Raw genomic sequence first — 17,506 nt, forward strand, 5'->3', positions numbered from 1 at the left:
CTCACAGCTCCTTGCGGATATCGACGATGCGGAGGATCCCCGCGACCATCAAGAGAACGAGGATCAACAGCACTACGGCATTGGCGGCGGCGGCAGGATATTGCAACAGCGACATCTGGTTTTTCATCATCAGCGCAACCGAGGCGCTCTGGCCGCCGGACATGACCTGCACGGTGGAGAAATCCGCCATGACCAGCGTGACCACGAAGATCGTGCCGATCGCCATGCCGGGCTTGGCAAGCGGAATGATGACATTGGCGAGGATCTGCCAACTGGAGGCGCCAGCATCGCGAGCCGCTTCGACAAGAGATTTATCGATGCGCATCAGCGTGTTGAAGATCGGCGTCACCATGAACAGCGTGTAGAGATGCACCATGGCCAGCACCACGGCGAAATCGGAATAGAGCAGCCATTCGATTGGCTCCGGCACGATGCCGGCGCTGACCAGCGCCGAGTTGATCAGGCCGTTGCGGCCGAGCACCGGGATCCAGGAAATCATGCGGATAATGTTGGAGGTGAGGAAGGGTACGGTGCAGACCAGGAAGAGGACGGTCTGCATGGCGGCGGTTCTGATATGGAAGGCCAGGAAATAGGCGACCCAGAAGCCGACGAACAGCGTGATGCCCCAGACGATGACCGCGAATTTCAGCGTGTTGAGATAGGTCTTCCAGGTGACCCAGGAACCGAGCGTTTCGGCATAGTTCATGGTCACGAAGCCCGGATACATCTGGGCGAAATCATAATCCCAGAAGCTGACGACCGCGATCATCAGCAAAGGCAAGAGCAGGAAGCAGGCAAGGATCAGCGTCAGCGGTGCCGCCTGCAGATAGGCCGGCAGCCAGCCGGGCAAGCGGATCTCGCGCTTCGGCTTCGGTTCTCCGACACCCAGGAATCGCACTGTTGCCATTGATCGTTTTCTCCCACATTCGAGGCTATCCTCGATGCATTCACGTCGAGGGTTGCCCCTCATCCCCCTGCCGGGACCTTCTCCCCGCTAACGGGGAGAAGGGGAAAACCGCACCGTTTCGCTTCCCCACAAAACTCTAAGGCATCCGATAAGGCTGCCGTAGTCTCGTCCCCTCTCCCCGCAGGCGGGGAGAGGGTTAGGGTGAGGGGCAGTTCTTTTGTCTGCCGGTCCTTACGCCGCGATGAACTCGTTCCAGCGGCGAACCATGTAGCGGTCTTCGTCCATGACGGAGTTCCAGCAGGCGACCTTGCCCATGCGGTCTTCGAAGGCGCCACCGTCACGCACGGCGCCGGCCTTCTCCATGACCTTGCCTTCCGGCGAGAGGATGTCGCCCTTGGCGGCCTTGCCGTCGATCCAGTAGCCCCATTCGTCTTCGGTCATGAATTTCTTGGCCGTTTCCATGCAGGCCGAGTAGTAGCCCTGACGGTTCAAGTAAGCGCCAACCCAACCGGATGTGTACCAGTTGATGTATTCATAGGCGGCATCCAGCTGCGCGCCCTTGAGGTGGGATGCGAGACCCAGACCGCCGCCCCAGGCGCGGTAACCTTCCTTCAGCGGCTGGTACTTGCAGGCGATGCCCTTGGAGCGGACAGCTGCCACAGCCGGCGACCACATGGACTGGATGACGACTTCGCCCGATGCCATCAGGTTGACCGATTCATCGAAGCTCTTCCAGAAGGCGCGGAACTGGCCCTGCTTCTTGAGGCCGATCAGGAAGTCGATCGTCTTGTCGATCTCTTCCTTGGTCATGTTGCCCTTGTCGGCATATTTGATCTTGCCGGCGGCTTCCATGATCATCGCGGCATCCATGATGCCGATCGACGGGATGTTGAGGATGGAGGTCTTGCCCTTGAAGGCCGGGTCGAGAATGTCGGCCCAGGTGGTGATTTCGCGGCCGACCAGGTCCGGACGAATGCCGAGCGTGTCGGCGTTGTAGATCGTCGGCATCATGGTGAACCATTCGGTCTCACCCTTGGCGAAGGTCTTTGTGCCGGGCTTTTCGACATAGCCGACCGTGTGCGGAGCGGTGCCCTGCGCGATCACGCTATCGGCCTTCAGCTTGCCGTTCTTGAACAGCGGCACGACGCTGCCGTAATTCTTCAGCTTCTTTACGTCCATCGGCTGGATGACGCCGGCCGGATAGACCTTCTTCAGGATCCAGTATTCGATATCGGCGATATCGTAGGAGTTCGGCTGGGTCACGGCGCGCTGGGCGGCGGCGTCGGAATCGGTCGCCGTCATTTCCAGCGTGATGCCGAGGTCCTTCTTGCACTGCTCGGCAATGGCGTTGATGTTGGAAACGCCGGTGCCGAACTGGCGAAGCGTGATCTTCGACTGCGCCCAGATGGTGGGGAAGCCGGTGATGGCGCCGGAGCCGGCTGCGAGACCCGCAGCGGCGGAAGCGGTCTTCAACAGGCTGCGGCGTGTGATGCCGGACGGCTTCTTGGGAGTATCGGTCATTTCGTTATTCTCCTCTGGTGGTTGTTTTTGGCAGTGATGATCAGTTTCCTGCGCGTCCGAGGACGATGACGTCCTCCGGCGCCCAGGACAGCTGAATGGCTTCCCCGACCTTGACCGGGTTGGAAAAGAAGACCTTGTCGCCCAGGATGGCGGTGAATTCCTCGATGCCGGCGCCTGTCGCGGTCAGCTTCACGGACGAGCCGCGATATTCGATGTTGGAGACGGTGCCGGTGAAACCGAAGCCCTCAATGGCGGTCTCGCCGATGCGGATGTGATCGGTGCGGATGGCGATATCGATCGGTTCGCCTGTCTCGGCAGCACTGCCTTCGGCTCGGAAGTCTGCACCTGCGGGCACGGACAGCGTCACCGATCCGTTCTCCGTCTGGCTGACACGGCCGGAAATGACGTTGTGATCCCCCATGAAGCGGGCGACGAAGGCGGTCGCGGGACGCTCGAAGACGGTGCGGGGATGGGCGGCCTGCTCGATGCGACCGTCGTTCATGACCACGATCAGGTCCGCCAGCGCCATGGCCTCTTCCTGGCTGTGAGTGACATGGACGAAGGAAATACCGAGAGAGGTCTGCAGCTTCTTCAGTTCCGCGCGCATGCGGATCTTGAGGAAGGGGTCGAGGGCTGAGAGCGGCTCGTCGAGAAGCAAGGCTTCCGGATCAGTAATCAGGGCGCGCGCCAGGGCCACGCGCTGCTGCTGGCCGCCGGAAAGCTGCGCGGGGTGGCGGTTGGCATAGGGCTCCAGCTGCATCAGTTTCAGCATGTCGAGCGCCTTGGCGCGGCGCGTGTCCTTGTCGACGCCCTTCATCTTGAGGGAGAAGGCGACATTGTCGACGAGATCGAGATGCGGAAACAGCGCGTAGGACTGGAACATCATCGCCGTGCCGCGCTTGGCGGGCGGCAGGTCCGTCACATTGGCGTTGCCAAGCAAGATATCGCCGCTGGTAATGCTTTCATGACCGGCGATCATGCGCAGCGTCGAGGTCTTGCCGCAGCCGGAAGGGCCGAGCAGGCAGCAATAGGTGCCGGCCGGAATCTTCAGGCTGATGGCATGCACGGCAACCGTGTTGCCATATGCCTTGGTAACGGATGCAAGTTCTATCTCTGCGGCCTTCGTCATGAATGTCTCCCGTGACGGCGAGATACATGCAGACTTCATGCCAACTGAATTTCCAGAGCCACACGGCGCGATTTTGGGCGCCTAATGTTCAGGCAAAATGGCGTACGCACAAATGAACGGCAGATGCTGCGCAAAAAATGGCCGTTCGTGTACAATATATGTGTTCGATCGTCGACAATGCAGGATCCGGTTTCGCGATCGGGTCTTTTCAGCCCGCATCATTCGCGTTACAACTGCCGGAACTTGGAAGCACAAATGAATATCAGCGAGAATATAGGCCCTTTCGAACACGCCCCGGATGACCGGGCTGTCGCTATTCGCGATGCACTGCGCAACGCAATCGTCGATCGGCGCCTGGGTCCGGGCACCAAGCTTTCCGAAAGCGAAGTCGGCGCGTTGTTCGACGCCAGCCGCACCGTGGTGCGGGCGGCGCTGCAGATGCTTGCCTTCGAAGGGCTGGTGAAGACGGAACGAAACCGGGGTGCTTTTGTATCCAATCCGACGCCGGAAGAGGCTCGGCAGGTTTTCGCGTCGCGCCGTCTCATCGAACCCGGTATTGTTGCAGCCGCCGTTGAGCGCCTCACACCCGCGGATATCGATGGCTTCCGGCGGCAGCTGGATGAAGAAGTGCGCTTCATGAACGAGCGGGGACCAGCGGCCCGTCGCGCCGAGATCAAGGCTTCCGGCGATTTTCATCTGATGCTGGCGGCTGTCGCCGGCAATGCCATTCTGCAGCGCTTCATGGATGAGCTTGTCGCTCGCTCATCGCTGGTCATTGCGCTCTACGGCAGCACAGGCGTTTCACGCTGCGGCCATAGCGAACATGCCGATATTCTGGATGCCCTGGAAAAGCGGGACGCCAAGCGCGCTTCCGATCTGATGCTGCACCACATCGATCACATCGAAGCGGATCTCGATATCCGTGTGCGCGAGAGCTTGGCGCTCAAGGAAGCGCTGGGCTGAACTTCATTTATACAAAAAGGGCCCCGGAAATTCCGAGGCCCTTTTTGCTGAAATGCGGTGCTCCAATCAGACTAGGCTGCGCGGTCCCATCGGGCGGCGCGATTGGAGGTTTGTGCCTGTGCCGCCAGCCGGAACTGTGCCAGAAGGCGCAGCAGTGCATCAGACTCGGAAGCAAGGGAATGTGCGGTGGCGGTTGCCTCTTCCACCATGGCGGCATTTTTTTGGGTGCCCTGATCCATGGTGTTGACGGCGGTGTTGATTTCCTGAAGGCCGAGCGATTGTTCGCGATAGGCATCGGCGATTGCCTGAACGTGGTTGCTGATATGCTGAACCTGTTCCACGATGTTTTCCAGTGCCTTGCCGGTATTGCCAACCAACGTGACGCCATTGGCGACCTGTTCGCTCGATGTGTTGATCAACGCCTTGATCTCCTTGGCTGCAGAGGCTGAGCGCTGGGCCAGTTCGCGCACTTCCTGGGCCACAACCGCAAAGCCTTTGCCAGCTTCGCCGGCACGTGCCGCTTCCACGCCGGCGTTCAGAGCCAGAAGGTTCGTCTGGAATGCGATATCGTCGATGACGCCGATGATGCTCGAAATCTCACCAGAGGATTTTTCGATGCCGTGCATGGCATCCACGGCTGACCGAACAACCGTGCCAGACTTCCGGGCATCCTCGCCTGTCGTCACGACCAGACGGCGGGCTTCCTCGGCGCGCTTTGCGCCATCCTTCACAGTGGTGGTTATCTCTTCCAGAGCGGCAGCGGTTTCTTCGATCGAGGCTGCCTGCTGCTCGGTGCGTCGGGCAAGATCGTCGCTGGAGGATCGGATCTCGCTTGCGCCGGCGCTGATCGTGTTCGCATTGCTTCCAACGGCCTGCATCGTCTCGTTCAGTTTCTCGACCGACTGATTGAAATCGACTCGCAGCGAATCGAGTTTCTGCGTGAACGGACGATCGATGCGGTGAGATAGGTCGCCATTGGCCAGCGCCTTCAGACCGCCAGCGAGGGCGCCGACCACGTCGGCCAGTGCGGATGCTTCTTCGGCCTTGGCGGCTTCGTGCGCCGCACGTTCAGTTTCGGTCTGCTGACGGGTTGCTTCGTTTGCTGCTGCAAGCCGCGAGCGTTCGATAGCGTTGGAGCGGAAGACTTCAACCGTGTTGGCCATGACGCCGATTTCATCGCGGCGGTCGATGCCATCGATCGGAGTCTCGGTCTCGCCATGGGCCAGCGATTGCATGCGCTCACGCAGACGCTGCATAGGCTTTGTAATGCCGGCACTTGCAACGTAATAGGCAAGGCCAATGGTTGCGATGACAGAGAGGACAAGCGCAATCAGTGTCCTCTGGATGATCACATCCGTTTCAGCAGCGATCGTTTTGCCACCGGTGTCGACGAGAGCTGTTAGATTGCCGTTGTTCGCGCCGGATTTCGCTGAAAAAGATGCTGCAAGCTTATCAAGCGAGCGTGCCAGCTGAATGGCTTCGTCCGTCTTGCCTGCTTCCTTGGCCGCGACGACCTTGGTGAAAACATTCGAAAATTCATCTGCGATCCCAAGAAGTTCGTCGGCTGCCGGCTTTGTCACCGGTACCATCCGGGATATGTCCCTGAGCTTCTGTCGCGCGCCCTCGATGTTCTGGGTGAATACGCCCTTGGCTTCGTCATAAGCCGGAGTGCCCTTCTCCTGGATGGCCACACGATAGATGCCATTCACAGCCGTCCACATGCCAGCGGATGAGCGTGCGCCCAACACGGCTGCACCGGCGTCGTTCACGATAAACGCCGCATAACGATCGTTCGCGATATCAAAGCGATTACTCATGAAGGCTGTGCCTGCCAATGATACCGCTCCCAAGAACAGAATTACGGAAACAATTTTCATCCGGATGGAAAGATGGCGTAACATAATGAACCTACAGGCGCTAAGGCAGCTGGACGGCCAGACGTGATGTCGGCGCGGCGAAGCAAGTGAGGCAGATCACCTCTCCTCAAGGCGTTTGTCATTCTGCTTGGCGGATCATCAGGGGAAATGGTTAAGTTGATCTATAAAATTGCGCCTACTGAAAATAATTATTGTGTATGAAAAGCACGTCAGGGATGTATTTGAGGTCATCCTCAATAAGTCGGAACAAATGCTTTGGGATTGCGTTTTTGCCAGACAACATTACCAGCGCCATCTCGGCTGAAGGCGCAAAGGAGGAAGTCATGTTGAAACTGGTTTCTGTATCCGCACTTACCGCCTTGATGAGCGCCGCTTCCTTTGCGGCAAGTGTTCAGGCGCAAGATCTGGAGCTGCGTGTCGGACCTGACGGTGTTCGTCCTGTTATTCGCGATAACCGCGCACCGGCCTACCGCGAGCGTGGCTGCAGTGAACGCGAAGCGCGTGCCGCTGCTCGCGAATCTGGCCTGCGGGACCCTGAGGTCGTGAGGGTTACGGATCGTCGCGTTGTCGTGCAAGGATTTTCACGACGCGGACAGGAGCGGATCACCTTCGCCAACGAACCGGGATGCCCGGAAATCTAATAGTTCAATGTAACGAAAAACCCCGCTGATCGCAGCGGGGTTTTCTGTACGATGCGTACAACGTGATAGCCACCAAGGGTTGCTTGAGCAGTTATCACGTATATTGCATGTTCCGCGTCCATTTTACCAAATGAGAGTTAGCGATGTCTCTGCCATTTTCCCCAGCCGCCATCTGGCCGATCGTTATGCTGTTCGCCTCCAACATCTTCATGACCTTCGCATGGTACGGGCACCTGAAGCACAAGGGGACCGTGCTGTGGATCGCGATCGTCACCAGCTGGGCGATTGCCTTCTTCGAATACTGCCTCGCCGTACCGGCAAACCGCATCGGCTCCGACGTCTATTCAACTGCCCAATTGAAGACGATGCAGGAGGTGATCACCCTTCTCGTCTTCTCCGGCTTCTCCGTCTTCTGGCTGGGCGAAAACCTCACCTGGAACCACGCCATCGGCTTTGCGCTGATTGCGGTCGGTGCCTCCTTCATCTTCAGGGGCTGATGCGTTTCAGCCATGCGCGCTCGGTGGCGGGCGCTTCATCCGTCGTCACCTGATCGGGCTTGAGGGCCATCAGTGCCGAGAAGCGCTGCCATTCGACATCGCTGAACCCGGCTTCGGGGTCGGCGAGGTTGAAGGTCCATGCATCGACAAGCTTGCTCTCAGCGTGGCAGACGGCAATGAGATCAAGCCCCAACTCATTTGCCTTCAAGATCAGCGGCCAGGACAGATAGACCATGTCTGGCTGCGTCGGCCCGTTGATATCGGCGATCAGCGTTTCTTCTACCATGCGGGGGCCTTCGGCGTCCAAGAGGTCGCGCAACTTGTCGGTGGGATCTATACCTCGGCGGATATCCGGCATCGTGTTTGCCAGATGCGCGATGAAGTCCAAGTCACCCCCGCTGATGATGATGGAGCGGCCGGCATTGGCGAAGTAGTCCCTCAGATGGCTGAGGCCCTTGTCGCCGATGGTGGCGAGAGTGTCCTTCACATCGAATTGCAGCCGGGCTTCCGGGTGGGCGCTTTTCAGCATGTGGGCCAAGTCCTCGCTGAGGATCGGTGCCGTGCCGCCCGAGAGCATCCGGGCTGAGCGGATCGTTTCGGCATTTGCCTCACGCACCGGGCCATGGCCGGTGGTTTCCCCTTGCAGGTCTGCGTCATGCAGGACGACGAAACCGCCATCAGCCCGCACCCGCAGATCCAGTTCCATCGAAGCACCCACCTGAAAGCCCTTTGCCATGGTCTCGGCAGAAAATAGCGGGTCGGCCAGACGACAACGCAGGCGGTGCCACTTCAGCCGGGTCCGGTGACCCTGATGGTAGAGATCCAGTCCGACATTGGGCGCGTGTGCCATGTGCTCTCCACTGCTTGCCTGATCTCCGGTTAGGCATCATTCGAGCCGGAGGCAATCCGTATCATCACCGAGCTACATGTAACTTGTATGGCAGATCGCGCGAACCCGGATGGGGATCTCACTTATGCGATCCGGGAACTGCGAAGGTCCCTTGCAGTTGATACCGTGTCTCCCAACGAACACGAGGTATCAGAATGTCGCAATATCCCACGCCACCGTTTCCGGAACAGCAGCAGCCCATGCCAGGACGTACCGCCGATATGCAGCCGGTGCCTGATCATGGCGAACAGAGCTATCGCGGTTCCGGTCGCCTCGCCGGCAAGAGGGCCGTGATTACAGGGGCTGACAGCGGCATTGGCCGCGCGGTTGCCATTGCCTATGCCCGCGAGGGCGCGGATGTTCTGATCGCCTATCTCGACGAGCACGAGGATGCCGAGGAAACGAAGCGTCATGTGGAGGAGGCGGGCCGTAAGGCGGTGCTGGTGCCGGGCGATCTGCAATCGGCGCAACATTGCCGGTGGATCATCGATCAGGCGGTGAAGGAACTCGGGGGCATCGACATTCTCGTCAACAATGCCGCGCATCAGGCGACCTTTTCCTCCATTGGTGACATCAGCGACGAGGAGTGGGAGCTGACCTTCAAGGTCAACATCCATGCCATGTTCTACCTGACCAAGGCAGCTGTGCCGCATATGAAGCCGGGAAGCGCCATCATCAACACCGCCTCCATCAATGCCGATAATCCCAATCCGTCGCTGCTGGCCTATGCGACGACCAAGGGCGCTATTCAGAACTTTACCGCCGGCCTTGCGCAACTCTTGGCCGAGAAGGAGATCCGCGCCAATGCGGTGGCGCCCGGGCCAATCTGGACGCCGCTGATCCCCTCGACCATGACAGCAGACAAGGTCAAGAATTTCGGCATGCAGGTGCCAATGAAGCGTCCCGGCCAGCCGGCGGAGCTCGCGACTGCCTATGTGATGCTGGCGGACCCTCTCTCCAGCTATGTCTCCGGCACCACGATTGCCGTCACGGGCGGCAAGCCTGTTATCTAGAACTGTGTGAGGCTGTCCTGCATGCCCACTGCCGGGCGTACATCCCCCATAAGGGGCAGTGTTACAGGGGATTCTGATGAGGTTCTGCTTGGAAAAGCATTGTTAGCATTACCTCCAGCATGTCGCGAGTTTGGGAGAGCGCTTTGAGCGGCGAATATTGCTGTACCTTGAAGGGTAGATCGGCGCGAACAGCGCTCATAGGCGGTTAACTTTGCGTCACCTCTGCGCGCACTTCCCAAACCGCGTGCCATCCCCTATCTCTGCCCGCGACCATTCATGGGAGGACATTATGGGCAAGCGTATCATTTTCACCGGCGGCAGCGGCAAGGCGGGGCGGCATGCCATCCCTTATCTGCTGGACAAGGGGCATACGGTTTTGAACCTGGACCTGAAGCCGTTCCCGGATCAATCGGTGCCGACGCTGATCACCGATCTCACCAATTCCGGCGAGGTGTTCAACGCGCTCTCCCAGCATTTCGGCTTCGAGGGACTGGAAACGGGCGAGGGCGTGGCGAAGGTGGATGCCGTGGTGCATTTTGCCGCCATTCCGCGCATCCTGATCCAGCCGGACAATACGACCTTCGCGGCCAATACCGTCTCCACCTACAATGTCATCGAAGCAGCGATGAAGCTCGGCATCCGCAAGGTGGTCATCGCGTCGAGCGAAACCACCTATGGCGTCTGCTTTGCGGAAGGCGATAAGGACTATCATGAGTTCCCGCTGACCGAGGACTACGATGTCGACCCCATGGACAGTTACGGCCTTTCCAAGGTGGTGAACGAGAAGACGGCGCGCGCCTTTGCCATGCGTTTCAAGGCGGATGTCTATGCACTGCGGATCGGCAATGTCGTCTCGACGGAGGATTACGCCCGCTTCCCCGAGTATCTCGCCAATCCGCCCATGCGCAAGCGCAATGCCTGGAGCTATATCGATGCCCGCGATCTCGGCCAGATCGTCGACCTCTGTATCGAAAAGGATGGCCTCGGCTTCCAGGTGTTCAACGCCGTCAACGATACCATCACCGCTAATGAACCGACCCGGGAGTTCTTGGCTAAATATGCACCCGGCACGCCGATCAAAGGCGAGCTATCGGGTCAGGATGCGCCGATCAGCAACCGCAAGATCCGCGACGTGCTTGGCTTCAAAGAGCAGCATAACTGGCGCAATTACGTGAAGGGGTGAGGCATAATGCCTCACCAGCCCGCACCTAAAGCTTGACCGGTCGTCAATTTGCAGCTTCGCCAAAGGCTTTCGGCGCGGCTGCTTCAATGCTTTGGCCGCCCTTATTTATCAGTTGTCAATTGCAATAGAATTCAACTTTAATAACATTTAAAGAATTAGATAAATTTAATATTAAAGAGAATTTTTACCCACCTTTGCAACCCTGCCATGCGCAAGGGGGGCTATTATCATGCGTTTTTCCGACCTTTCCATTTCCACGCGTCTTGGTATCTGTGCCATCGTGCCGCTGATTGCCGTGGCGGTGCTGGCCTGGCTGCTGCTGCTCGACAAGTACGAGACCTATCAGGCCGCAACGCGTATCGCGCAATCCAGCCAGCAGATCGAAGCCATGAGCCGGACGATCAATCGTCTTCAGCTGGAGCGCGGCCGCGCTGCTGGCTTTCTTGGGTCTGGCGGCAAGGCAGGCGGATCGGATTTAAAGGATGCGCGCGAGCACACCGATAAGGAACTTGCACAGCTGCCGGCCGTCCTCGATCAGGCGGTCGCGCTTGGCCTGAAGGCGGATATGCGCGCGAAGATCGTTGCAAACCTTCCTGGTCTTGAACCTTTGCGCAGCAACATCGATCAACTCAAGGCAACGCCTCCGCAGTCTTTTGCCTTTTACACCGGTCTTGTGGCCGATCTTCTCGATGCGACACGCAAGCTGGCGCGGGGTGGCGCGGAAGGTGATGTGGCGACGCGCCTGGAGGCCTATCTCAACCTTGCCGTTGCCAAGGAACTGGCCGGGCAGGAGCGTGGCATGGGCAATGGCTTCATTACATCTGGCCAGGTTCCTGCTGATCTTTATCTCGCTTTTGCGCGGTTTTCCGGCGCCGGCGATATTCTGCTGAAGGAGTTCGCCAAGGTCGATACGGCCGTCGCGGAGACAAAGCTGAAGCCGTTTGCGAACAGTGCCGATGCCGCAGATATCGATCGCTATCGCCTGCAGATGCTGCGTTCCGCCGAAGGAGCTGCGCTGACGGGACTGGACGCCAAGGAATGGTTTGCCAAGACGACGGCGCGCATCAACGCCATTTATGAGGCCGAGGTGGCCGAACTGGCACAGATCCGCAATGCAGCTCATGCCGCTGCAGATGATGCCTACGGCAATGTGGTTCTGGCGACGCTGGTTGCCGGCAGCGCGGTGGCGCTGACGTTGTTTTTGAGCTTCCTCACCATGGTGGCCGTGGTGCGCCCGTTGCGGCGCATGGTTGACGTGACGGAGCGTTATGCCCGCGAGGAACCCGGCCAGACGCTGGCGGTCACCGATGCCAAGGATGAAATCGGCCGCTTGGGACGCGCCATCCTGAAATGCCTCGATAATCACGAGCGCAAGACCCGCGAGGATGCCGAGGAGCGTCAACGCCAGGCAGAATTGCGCTGGCGCGAGAACGAGGAGCGCCATGCCGCCGAGACAGCACGTGCGCGTGCCGTGGAGCTGGCAGTCAAGGAGATCGGCCAAGGCCTTGATCATCTCATTGCGGGCAACCTGACCTATCAGATCTCCGCCACCTTCGTGGCCGAACTGGAGCCGCTTCGCACCGCCTTCAACGATGCCATCCGCCAGTTGAACGGAATTATCCGCAGCGTCTCTTCCACCGCCATCGTTGTCTCCAGCGGCGTTAGCGAACTCCGTGCCGGTGCCGACGATCTGTCAGAGCGCACGCAGCGCCAGGCTGCCTCGCTTGAAGAGGCATCGGCGGCGCTGACGCAAGTCATGGCCACCATGACGGAGACCGGCGAGCGCATGCGCACCGTGACCGGCGTCACCGCTGGCGCGCGCCAGAGCGCCGAGACCTCGCAGAAGATTGCGACAGAGACAGTTGGCGCCATGGAGCGGATTGAAGCCGCCTCCGGCCAGATCGTGCAGATCATCGAAGTCATCGACACCATCGCCTTCCAGACCAATCTTCTGGCGCTGAATGCTGGCGTCGAAGCCGCCCGCGCGGGCGAAGCCGGCAAGGGCTTTGCCGTGGTCGCGCAGGAGGTGCGTGAACTGGCGCAGCGCTCTGCTACCGCCGCGCGGGAAATTCGCGGCCTCATCCAGAACGCTGCGGATGCCGTCCACACGGGCGTCGAACTGGTGCAGAAATCCGGTGAGCATATGGCCGAAATCGGCAACCACATTCTGGCGATTGACCGGGAAATCTCCAACATCGCGGAAGGGGCGCGCCAGCAGTCTACGGCGATTTCCGAAATCTCGTCCGCAGTCAATGACATGGACCAGATGACCCAGCGCAACGCCGCCATGGTGGAAGAAAGCAATGCCGCCACCCAGGCGCTGGAGCAGGAAAGCACGCAACTCAGCGAAAAGGTCCGTCGCTTCCGGGTGGAGGAAGGGATGGCACAGTATGCTGGCTATCGCCGCAGCGCCTGAGCCTTCGATTTCTACAAAGAGTCATGCGGGCCTCAGGCCCGCATTGCCGTTTCCAGTACCTCCCACACCTTCGACTCGGTCATCTGCGCCACGTTGAAGCGCATGAAGTTTTCCGCTGTCCGGGCATGGCTGAAGATATTGCCGGGCGCCAGCAGCACGCCTTGGCGCAGGGCCGCTTGCGCGATCGCAGCGGAATCAACTTCGTCTGGAAGGCGGCACCAGAGATAGAAGCCGCCGCGCGGCACGTTCCAGGGCGCAATACCAAGCCGCGCCAGCCGCTCCGCGGCCTCGCGCCTTGCGCGGGCAAGCCGGCGGCGCACTTCCTCCATGTGTTTTCGGTAGCTGCCGCCGGTCAGCACATCGGCAATGATTTCGGTCGCCATCGGGCTCGGGCCGCCAAAATTGCTCGCCACCTGCAGATCGACAAGCCCGTCGATCCAGTCGCGCTTCGCCGCGATATAGCCGCAACGGATGGAGGCCGACAGCGTTTTTGAAAAGCTGCCGATGCGGATCACGTGGGTCAATCCGTCCAGCGCCGCCAATCGCGTCGAAGGCTCCGGCTCGAAATCGGCAAAGATCTCATCCTCCACGATGATGAGGTCATGGGCGGAGGCGAGGTTCAGCAGCCGGTGCGCCTTCTGCGGCGAAATGCTGGCGCCCGTCGGGTTCTGCAGCGCCGAATTGGTGAGGTAGAGGCGGGGCTGGTGGGTGGTGAGCGCGGCCTCGAAGGCGGCCATATCAGGCCCGTCGAGCGTATATGGAACGCTCTCGATCTTCACCTGATGGGCACGGAGCAGCGCCTGAAAATTGAAATAGCAGGGGTCATCCACCAGAACCACATCGCCGGGGCGCAGCAGGAAACGGCAGAGAAGATCCAGCGCCTGGCTGCCCGAGGCTGTCAGCATCAACTGCTCCGGCTCTATCCGCAATCCGTCCTCCGCCGCGCGGCGGATCAAGAGCTGCCGGAGTGTTAGCGAACCAAGCGAACTGCCGTAATCGGTCAGCAGCGTTGTGGAGGCGCGCGACAGGTTCCTGAGGCTCTTGCGAAGGGCCGCTTCCGGCATCCAGGCGGGTGGCAGCCAGCCGCAGCCGGGCATCAGCGCGTCGTCCTCCGCATCCAGCGACTGGCGCGACACCCAGAAGGGATCGACCGCGCGTGCCTGCGGCGTTGCCGTCCTGGCGAGTTTGAGCGGCGGTAGCGCAGTGGCGGAGACATAGAAGCCGGAGCCGGGCTGCGCGCGAATTAGCCCCTCCGCCGCCAGCCGGTCATAGGCCTCAACCACCGTGGAGGGGGAAACGCCCATGGTACTGGCAAACCGGCGGATGGAGGGCAGCCGGTCGCCCGTTGTCAGCGCGCGAGCCTCGATCCTGGCGCGGATGGCGGCCATCACTCTGCCGGTCTGGGAGGTTTCGGTTTGCATGCCTCTTCACTTTCACTCGATGACTTGCCCAATTCACCCCCCTCTGTCCTGCCGGACATCTCCCTCACACGGGGGGAGATCAGCAGAACGGCTCTTCCATCGCTTCCTCTCTGATGTCGAACTGCCAGCATGAAGTTGCCGACGTTCAAGAGGACGTGAGGTGGTCACCACCAGCCGATCTCCCCCCGTGTGAGGGAGATGCCCGGCAGGGCAGGGGGGCACAACCGGAGGTCCATCAGCACCGCTGTGTGGAGCATATGAGCCATACAGTTCATCCAAATTGTACTGTACCGTTTCTGTCCTGAAAAGCCCCGAGGCCGTATAGCTGTCACCCAAATCAAAAGGTGCGGGCATGAAAACATCCATGGAAGGCTTTGGCAGCGGGCTGATCGGCGTTCTGATCTTCAGCGGTTCGCTGCCGGCCACGCGGGTCGCGGTGGCGGATCTGTCGCCGCTGTTTCTGACTTCGGCGCGGGCCGTGATTGCGGCGGCTTTGGCGGCGGCACTGCTGGTGGCTTTGAAACAGGCGCGACCGCAAAAGGCGGATCTCCTCTCGCTCGCCATCATCGCCGGCGGCGTGGTTGTCGGATTTCCGCTGCTGACGGCGCTGGCGCTCAGGCACATCTCGTCCGCCCATTCCATCGTCTTCATAGGTCTGCTGCCGCTCGCCACCGCCATCTTCGGTGTCTTGCGCGGGTCGGAACGGCCAAAACCGCTGTTCTGGCTGTTTTCCGGGCTTGGCAGTGCGCTGGTGGTGGGCTTTGCGCTGGCGAGAGGCGGCGAGGCCTCACTGGCCGGTGACCTGCTGATGCTGGCGGCGATCCTCGTCTGTGGCCTCGGCTATGCGGAAGGGGCCAAACTGTCCCGCAAGCTGGGTGGCTGGCAGGTGATTTCCTGGGCACTGATCCTGTCGCTGCCGCCAATGCTGGTCCTGGCGGTTGCCACACTTCCGGTAGGGTTTGGCAGCATCACGCCCTCCGCTTGGGCGGGGCTGGCTTACGTTTCCGTGTTCAGCATGCTGGTCGGCTTCATCTTCTGGTATCACGGCCTGGCCCGCGGCGGCATCGCGGCAGTGGGACAGCTGCAATTGCTGCAGCCTTTTTTTGGCCTGCTGCTGGCCGCCTGGCTGCTGCATGAGGACGTGACGGCCATGATGCTGCTCAGCACCGCCGGCGTGGTGGCCTGTGTCGCGGCGGCACGGCGGTTTGCACGATAGGGTGGATTTCAACAATGCTACTTTTAACTTTCTGGGCGTCTCTCGTAGGGCAGTGCTTGGGATTGGCGGTGTTTACGTTTCGCTCCTCCGGGTGCTGGCGGGAAATGTGACCGACGCGTTCTCATCGATCAGGCGGGCGCCGCGTTGTCGCGTGGCGTAGCGCCAGAGCCACTGGATGGTAACGAGAAGCCGCTTTTCAAAGTTCACCAATAGATAGACATGCACGAGCGCCCAGAGAAACCAGGCGAGGCGGCCCTTCAGCTTCCATGAGCCAAAGTCGAAGATGGCCGAGTTGCGACCGATGACGGCGGTGTTGCCGCGATTGTGGAAGTGGAAGGGAGGGATGGGCTTGCCTTCAAGCAGGTCCGCCTTCAAGGCCCGCCCCAGATGCTGACCCTGTTGCTTGGCAACCTGCGCAAGCGCCGGCAGCGGCTTTCCGTCATCACCCATGCCAAGCGACGTATCGCCGATCGCGAAGATATCGGGGAAGCCGGTGATGCGCAGATCGGGATCAACAGGGATGCGTCCTCCCACCTTGGCGTCGATGCCAAGCCATTTCGCAGCCGGTGAGGCCTTCACCCCCGCGCCCCAGATAACGCAGCCGGTGCGCAGCCTCTCGCCACCGGCAATCACTTCATCCTGGCCAACCTGTTCGACCCGCACGCCTGTTCGGACCTCAACCCCCATCTTTGCGAGCGAGCGGGTGGCGTAATCCGTCAGGTCCTGCGGGAAGGCTGCAAGAATCCGTGGACCTGCCTCGATCAGGATGACGCGCATATGGTCCGGCGAAAGTTTCCGGAAATCCCGCGTAATCATGAAGCGGCCGAGCTCCGCGATGGCGCCTGCCATTTCGACGCCGGTCGGGCCGCCGCCAATGATGATGCTGGTCAGCAGCGCCTTCTTCTCCTCCGGTTCCTGCGAAAGCTCGGCCCGCTCGAAGGCAAGCAGCAGGCGGTGGCGGATGAGCCGCGCTTCGTGGATGGTTTTGAGACCGGGAGCGACGGCCCGCCATTCATCATGGCCGAAATAATTGTATTCCGAGCCGGTGGCGATCACGAGCCGGTCATAGGGGATCGGCGCGCCATGATCGATCAGAACGTTCTTGCCGGCCACGTCGATGCCATTGGCTTCGGCCAGCATGATGTCGATGTTGGAATAGCGGCCGAGCGTGCGCCGTATAGGCTCGGAGATATCCGCTGGCGATAGAGCCGCGGTTGCCACCTGATAGAGAAGTGGCTGGAAGAGGTTGTGATTCCGGCGATCGATGACCGTCACGTCGATCTCGGAATTGCCAAGCTCTTGTGCCGCCGCCAGTCCACCAAAACCCGCGCCGATGATGACGACCCTGAGGCGCGGTACAAGGGGGCTTTCCTGGCGCAGGGTATCAGCGGGAGAGGTCATCGGCAATTCCTTGATGCTTTGGGAGCGCAGCATCCAGCCTGCCGGTCGGACGCTGCCTCAACCTGTGCCTGCTTCGAAGGTTCCAGCGGAACCTTTGGCAGCCCAATCCGTTCATTTGTCGAAACAACAGGAGGTAAGACCATGAACAGTATCGTTTGGCTTGTGGGCGCCGTCGTGATCGTCATTGCGGTTCTCAATCTCGTCGGTTTCGCTTGAAACCATTGAGCTTGATGGCATCAATGATGCCGTTTGAAGCGGAAATAGCGCCGCCCGTCAGTTCGGGCGGCGCTATTTCTTTTGGTGGGAACACTTATTGTGGATTGTCTTCGTTGCGCATCTTTGCTCAGTGACCCACCTCGCCGGATATCGCCCCCCCTCTGTCCTGCCGCTGCTGGTCGAGCCACGCGTCTCGCCCCGTCCTTCGGACCCCCG

At 60.2% G+C, this 17,506-nt stretch carries 14 protein-coding genes; 7 read left to right on the forward strand and 7 right to left on the reverse strand.

The annotated features are described in order from the left end of the window. Nucleotide 1: 1 nt before the first annotated feature. The 3 genes from Q2T52_RS08240 to Q2T52_RS08250 form a co-directional block, all read right to left on the reverse strand. Nucleotides 2–907: an ABC transporter permease gene (locus Q2T52_RS08240; RefSeq protein ID WP_302076228.1), complete on the reverse strand. Its 906-nt coding sequence runs from the start codon at nucleotides 905–907 to the stop codon at nucleotides 2–4. Between the two features lie 231 nt (nucleotides 908–1,138). Continuing rightward, entirely contained in the window at nucleotides 1,139–2,428 is a 1,290-nt protein-coding gene (locus Q2T52_RS08245) for an ABC transporter substrate-binding protein (RefSeq protein WP_302076229.1), read from the reverse strand. Between the two features lie 40 nt (nucleotides 2,429–2,468). After that, entirely contained in the window at nucleotides 2,469–3,557 is a 1,089-nt protein-coding gene (locus tag Q2T52_RS08250; protein ID WP_302076230.1) for an ABC transporter ATP-binding protein, read from the reverse strand. 255 nt (nucleotides 3,558–3,812) lie between these two features. Here Q2T52_RS08250 and Q2T52_RS08255 point away from each other — a divergent pair, with 255 nt between their 5' ends. Beyond that, a complete protein-coding gene (locus Q2T52_RS08255; protein ID WP_302076231.1) occupies nucleotides 3,813–4,520 on the forward strand; it encodes a GntR family transcriptional regulator in 708 nt (235 codons plus the stop codon). Between the two features lie 71 nt (nucleotides 4,521–4,591). Here the strand turns inward: Q2T52_RS08255 and Q2T52_RS08260 are convergent, their stop codons facing one another. Further along, a complete protein-coding gene (locus Q2T52_RS08260; protein WP_302076232.1) occupies nucleotides 4,592–6,337 on the reverse strand; it encodes a methyl-accepting chemotaxis protein in 1,746 nt (581 codons plus the stop codon). 383 nt (nucleotides 6,338–6,720) lie between these two features. Here Q2T52_RS08260 and Q2T52_RS08265 point away from each other — a divergent pair, with 383 nt between their 5' ends. Both Q2T52_RS08265 and Q2T52_RS08270 read left to right on the forward strand, forming a co-directional pair. Then, nucleotides 6,721–7,038: a hypothetical protein gene (locus Q2T52_RS08265; protein ID WP_302076233.1), complete on the forward strand. Its 318-nt coding sequence runs from the start codon at nucleotides 6,721–6,723 to the stop codon at nucleotides 7,036–7,038. Between the two features lie 143 nt (nucleotides 7,039–7,181). Continuing rightward, entirely contained in the window at nucleotides 7,182–7,535 is a 354-nt protein-coding gene (locus Q2T52_RS08270; protein ID WP_436799510.1) for a DMT family protein, read from the forward strand. Here the strand turns inward: Q2T52_RS08270 and Q2T52_RS08275 are convergent. After that, nucleotides 7,525–8,385 carry a glycerophosphodiester phosphodiesterase gene (locus Q2T52_RS08275; protein WP_302076234.1) on the reverse strand — a complete coding sequence of 287 codons (861 nt, stop codon included), beginning with the start codon at nucleotides 8,383–8,385 and terminating at the stop codon, nucleotides 7,525–7,527. The two genes, Q2T52_RS08270 and Q2T52_RS08275, sit on opposite strands and share 11 nt — an antisense overlap. Before the next feature lie 194 nt (nucleotides 8,386–8,579). Between Q2T52_RS08275 and Q2T52_RS08280 the strand changes: the two genes are divergently transcribed. The 3 genes from Q2T52_RS08280 (at nucleotide 8,580) to Q2T52_RS08290 (ending at nucleotide 13,036) form a co-directional block, all read left to right on the forward strand. Further along, nucleotides 8,580–9,437, forward strand: a complete 858-nt coding sequence (locus Q2T52_RS08280) for an SDR family oxidoreductase (RefSeq protein ID WP_302076235.1) — start codon at nucleotides 8,580–8,582, stop codon at nucleotides 9,435–9,437. A gap of 289 nt (nucleotides 9,438–9,726) precedes the next feature. Then, nucleotides 9,727–10,620, forward strand: coding sequence for an NAD-dependent epimerase/dehydratase family protein (locus Q2T52_RS08285; protein WP_302076236.1), 894 nt, complete (start codon nucleotides 9,727–9,729; stop codon nucleotides 10,618–10,620). A 229-nt stretch (nucleotides 10,621–10,849) separates the two neighbouring features. After that, nucleotides 10,850–13,036, forward strand: coding sequence for a methyl-accepting chemotaxis protein (locus Q2T52_RS08290; RefSeq protein ID WP_302076237.1), 2,187 nt, complete (start codon nucleotides 10,850–10,852; stop codon nucleotides 13,034–13,036). Nucleotides 13,037–13,068: 32 nt separating this feature from the next. On the opposite strand, the gene Q2T52_RS08295 is transcribed toward Q2T52_RS08290, so the two are convergent. Continuing rightward, complete coding sequence (locus Q2T52_RS08295; protein ID WP_302076238.1) at nucleotides 13,069–14,457, reverse strand: aminotransferase-like domain-containing protein; 1,389 nt, start codon at nucleotides 14,455–14,457, stop codon at nucleotides 13,069–13,071. A gap of 352 nt (nucleotides 14,458–14,809) precedes the next feature. Between Q2T52_RS08295 and Q2T52_RS08300 the strand changes: the two genes are divergently transcribed. Further along, a complete protein-coding gene (locus Q2T52_RS08300) occupies nucleotides 14,810–15,673 on the forward strand; it encodes a DMT family transporter (protein ID WP_302076239.1) in 864 nt (287 codons plus the stop codon). Between the two features lie 72 nt (nucleotides 15,674–15,745). Here the strand turns inward: Q2T52_RS08300 and Q2T52_RS08305 are convergent, their stop codons facing one another. Beyond that, on the reverse strand, nucleotides 15,746–17,074 hold the full coding sequence (locus tag Q2T52_RS08305; protein WP_302076240.1) for an NAD(P)/FAD-dependent oxidoreductase: 1,329 nt from the start codon (nucleotides 17,072–17,074) through the stop codon (nucleotides 15,746–15,748). Nucleotides 17,075–17,506 lie beyond the last annotated feature (432 nt).

It is taken from the genome of Rhizobium oryzicola, assembly GCF_030504645.1.
GTDB classification, from domain to species: Bacteria; Pseudomonadota; Alphaproteobacteria; order Rhizobiales; family Rhizobiaceae; genus Neorhizobium; species Neorhizobium oryzicola.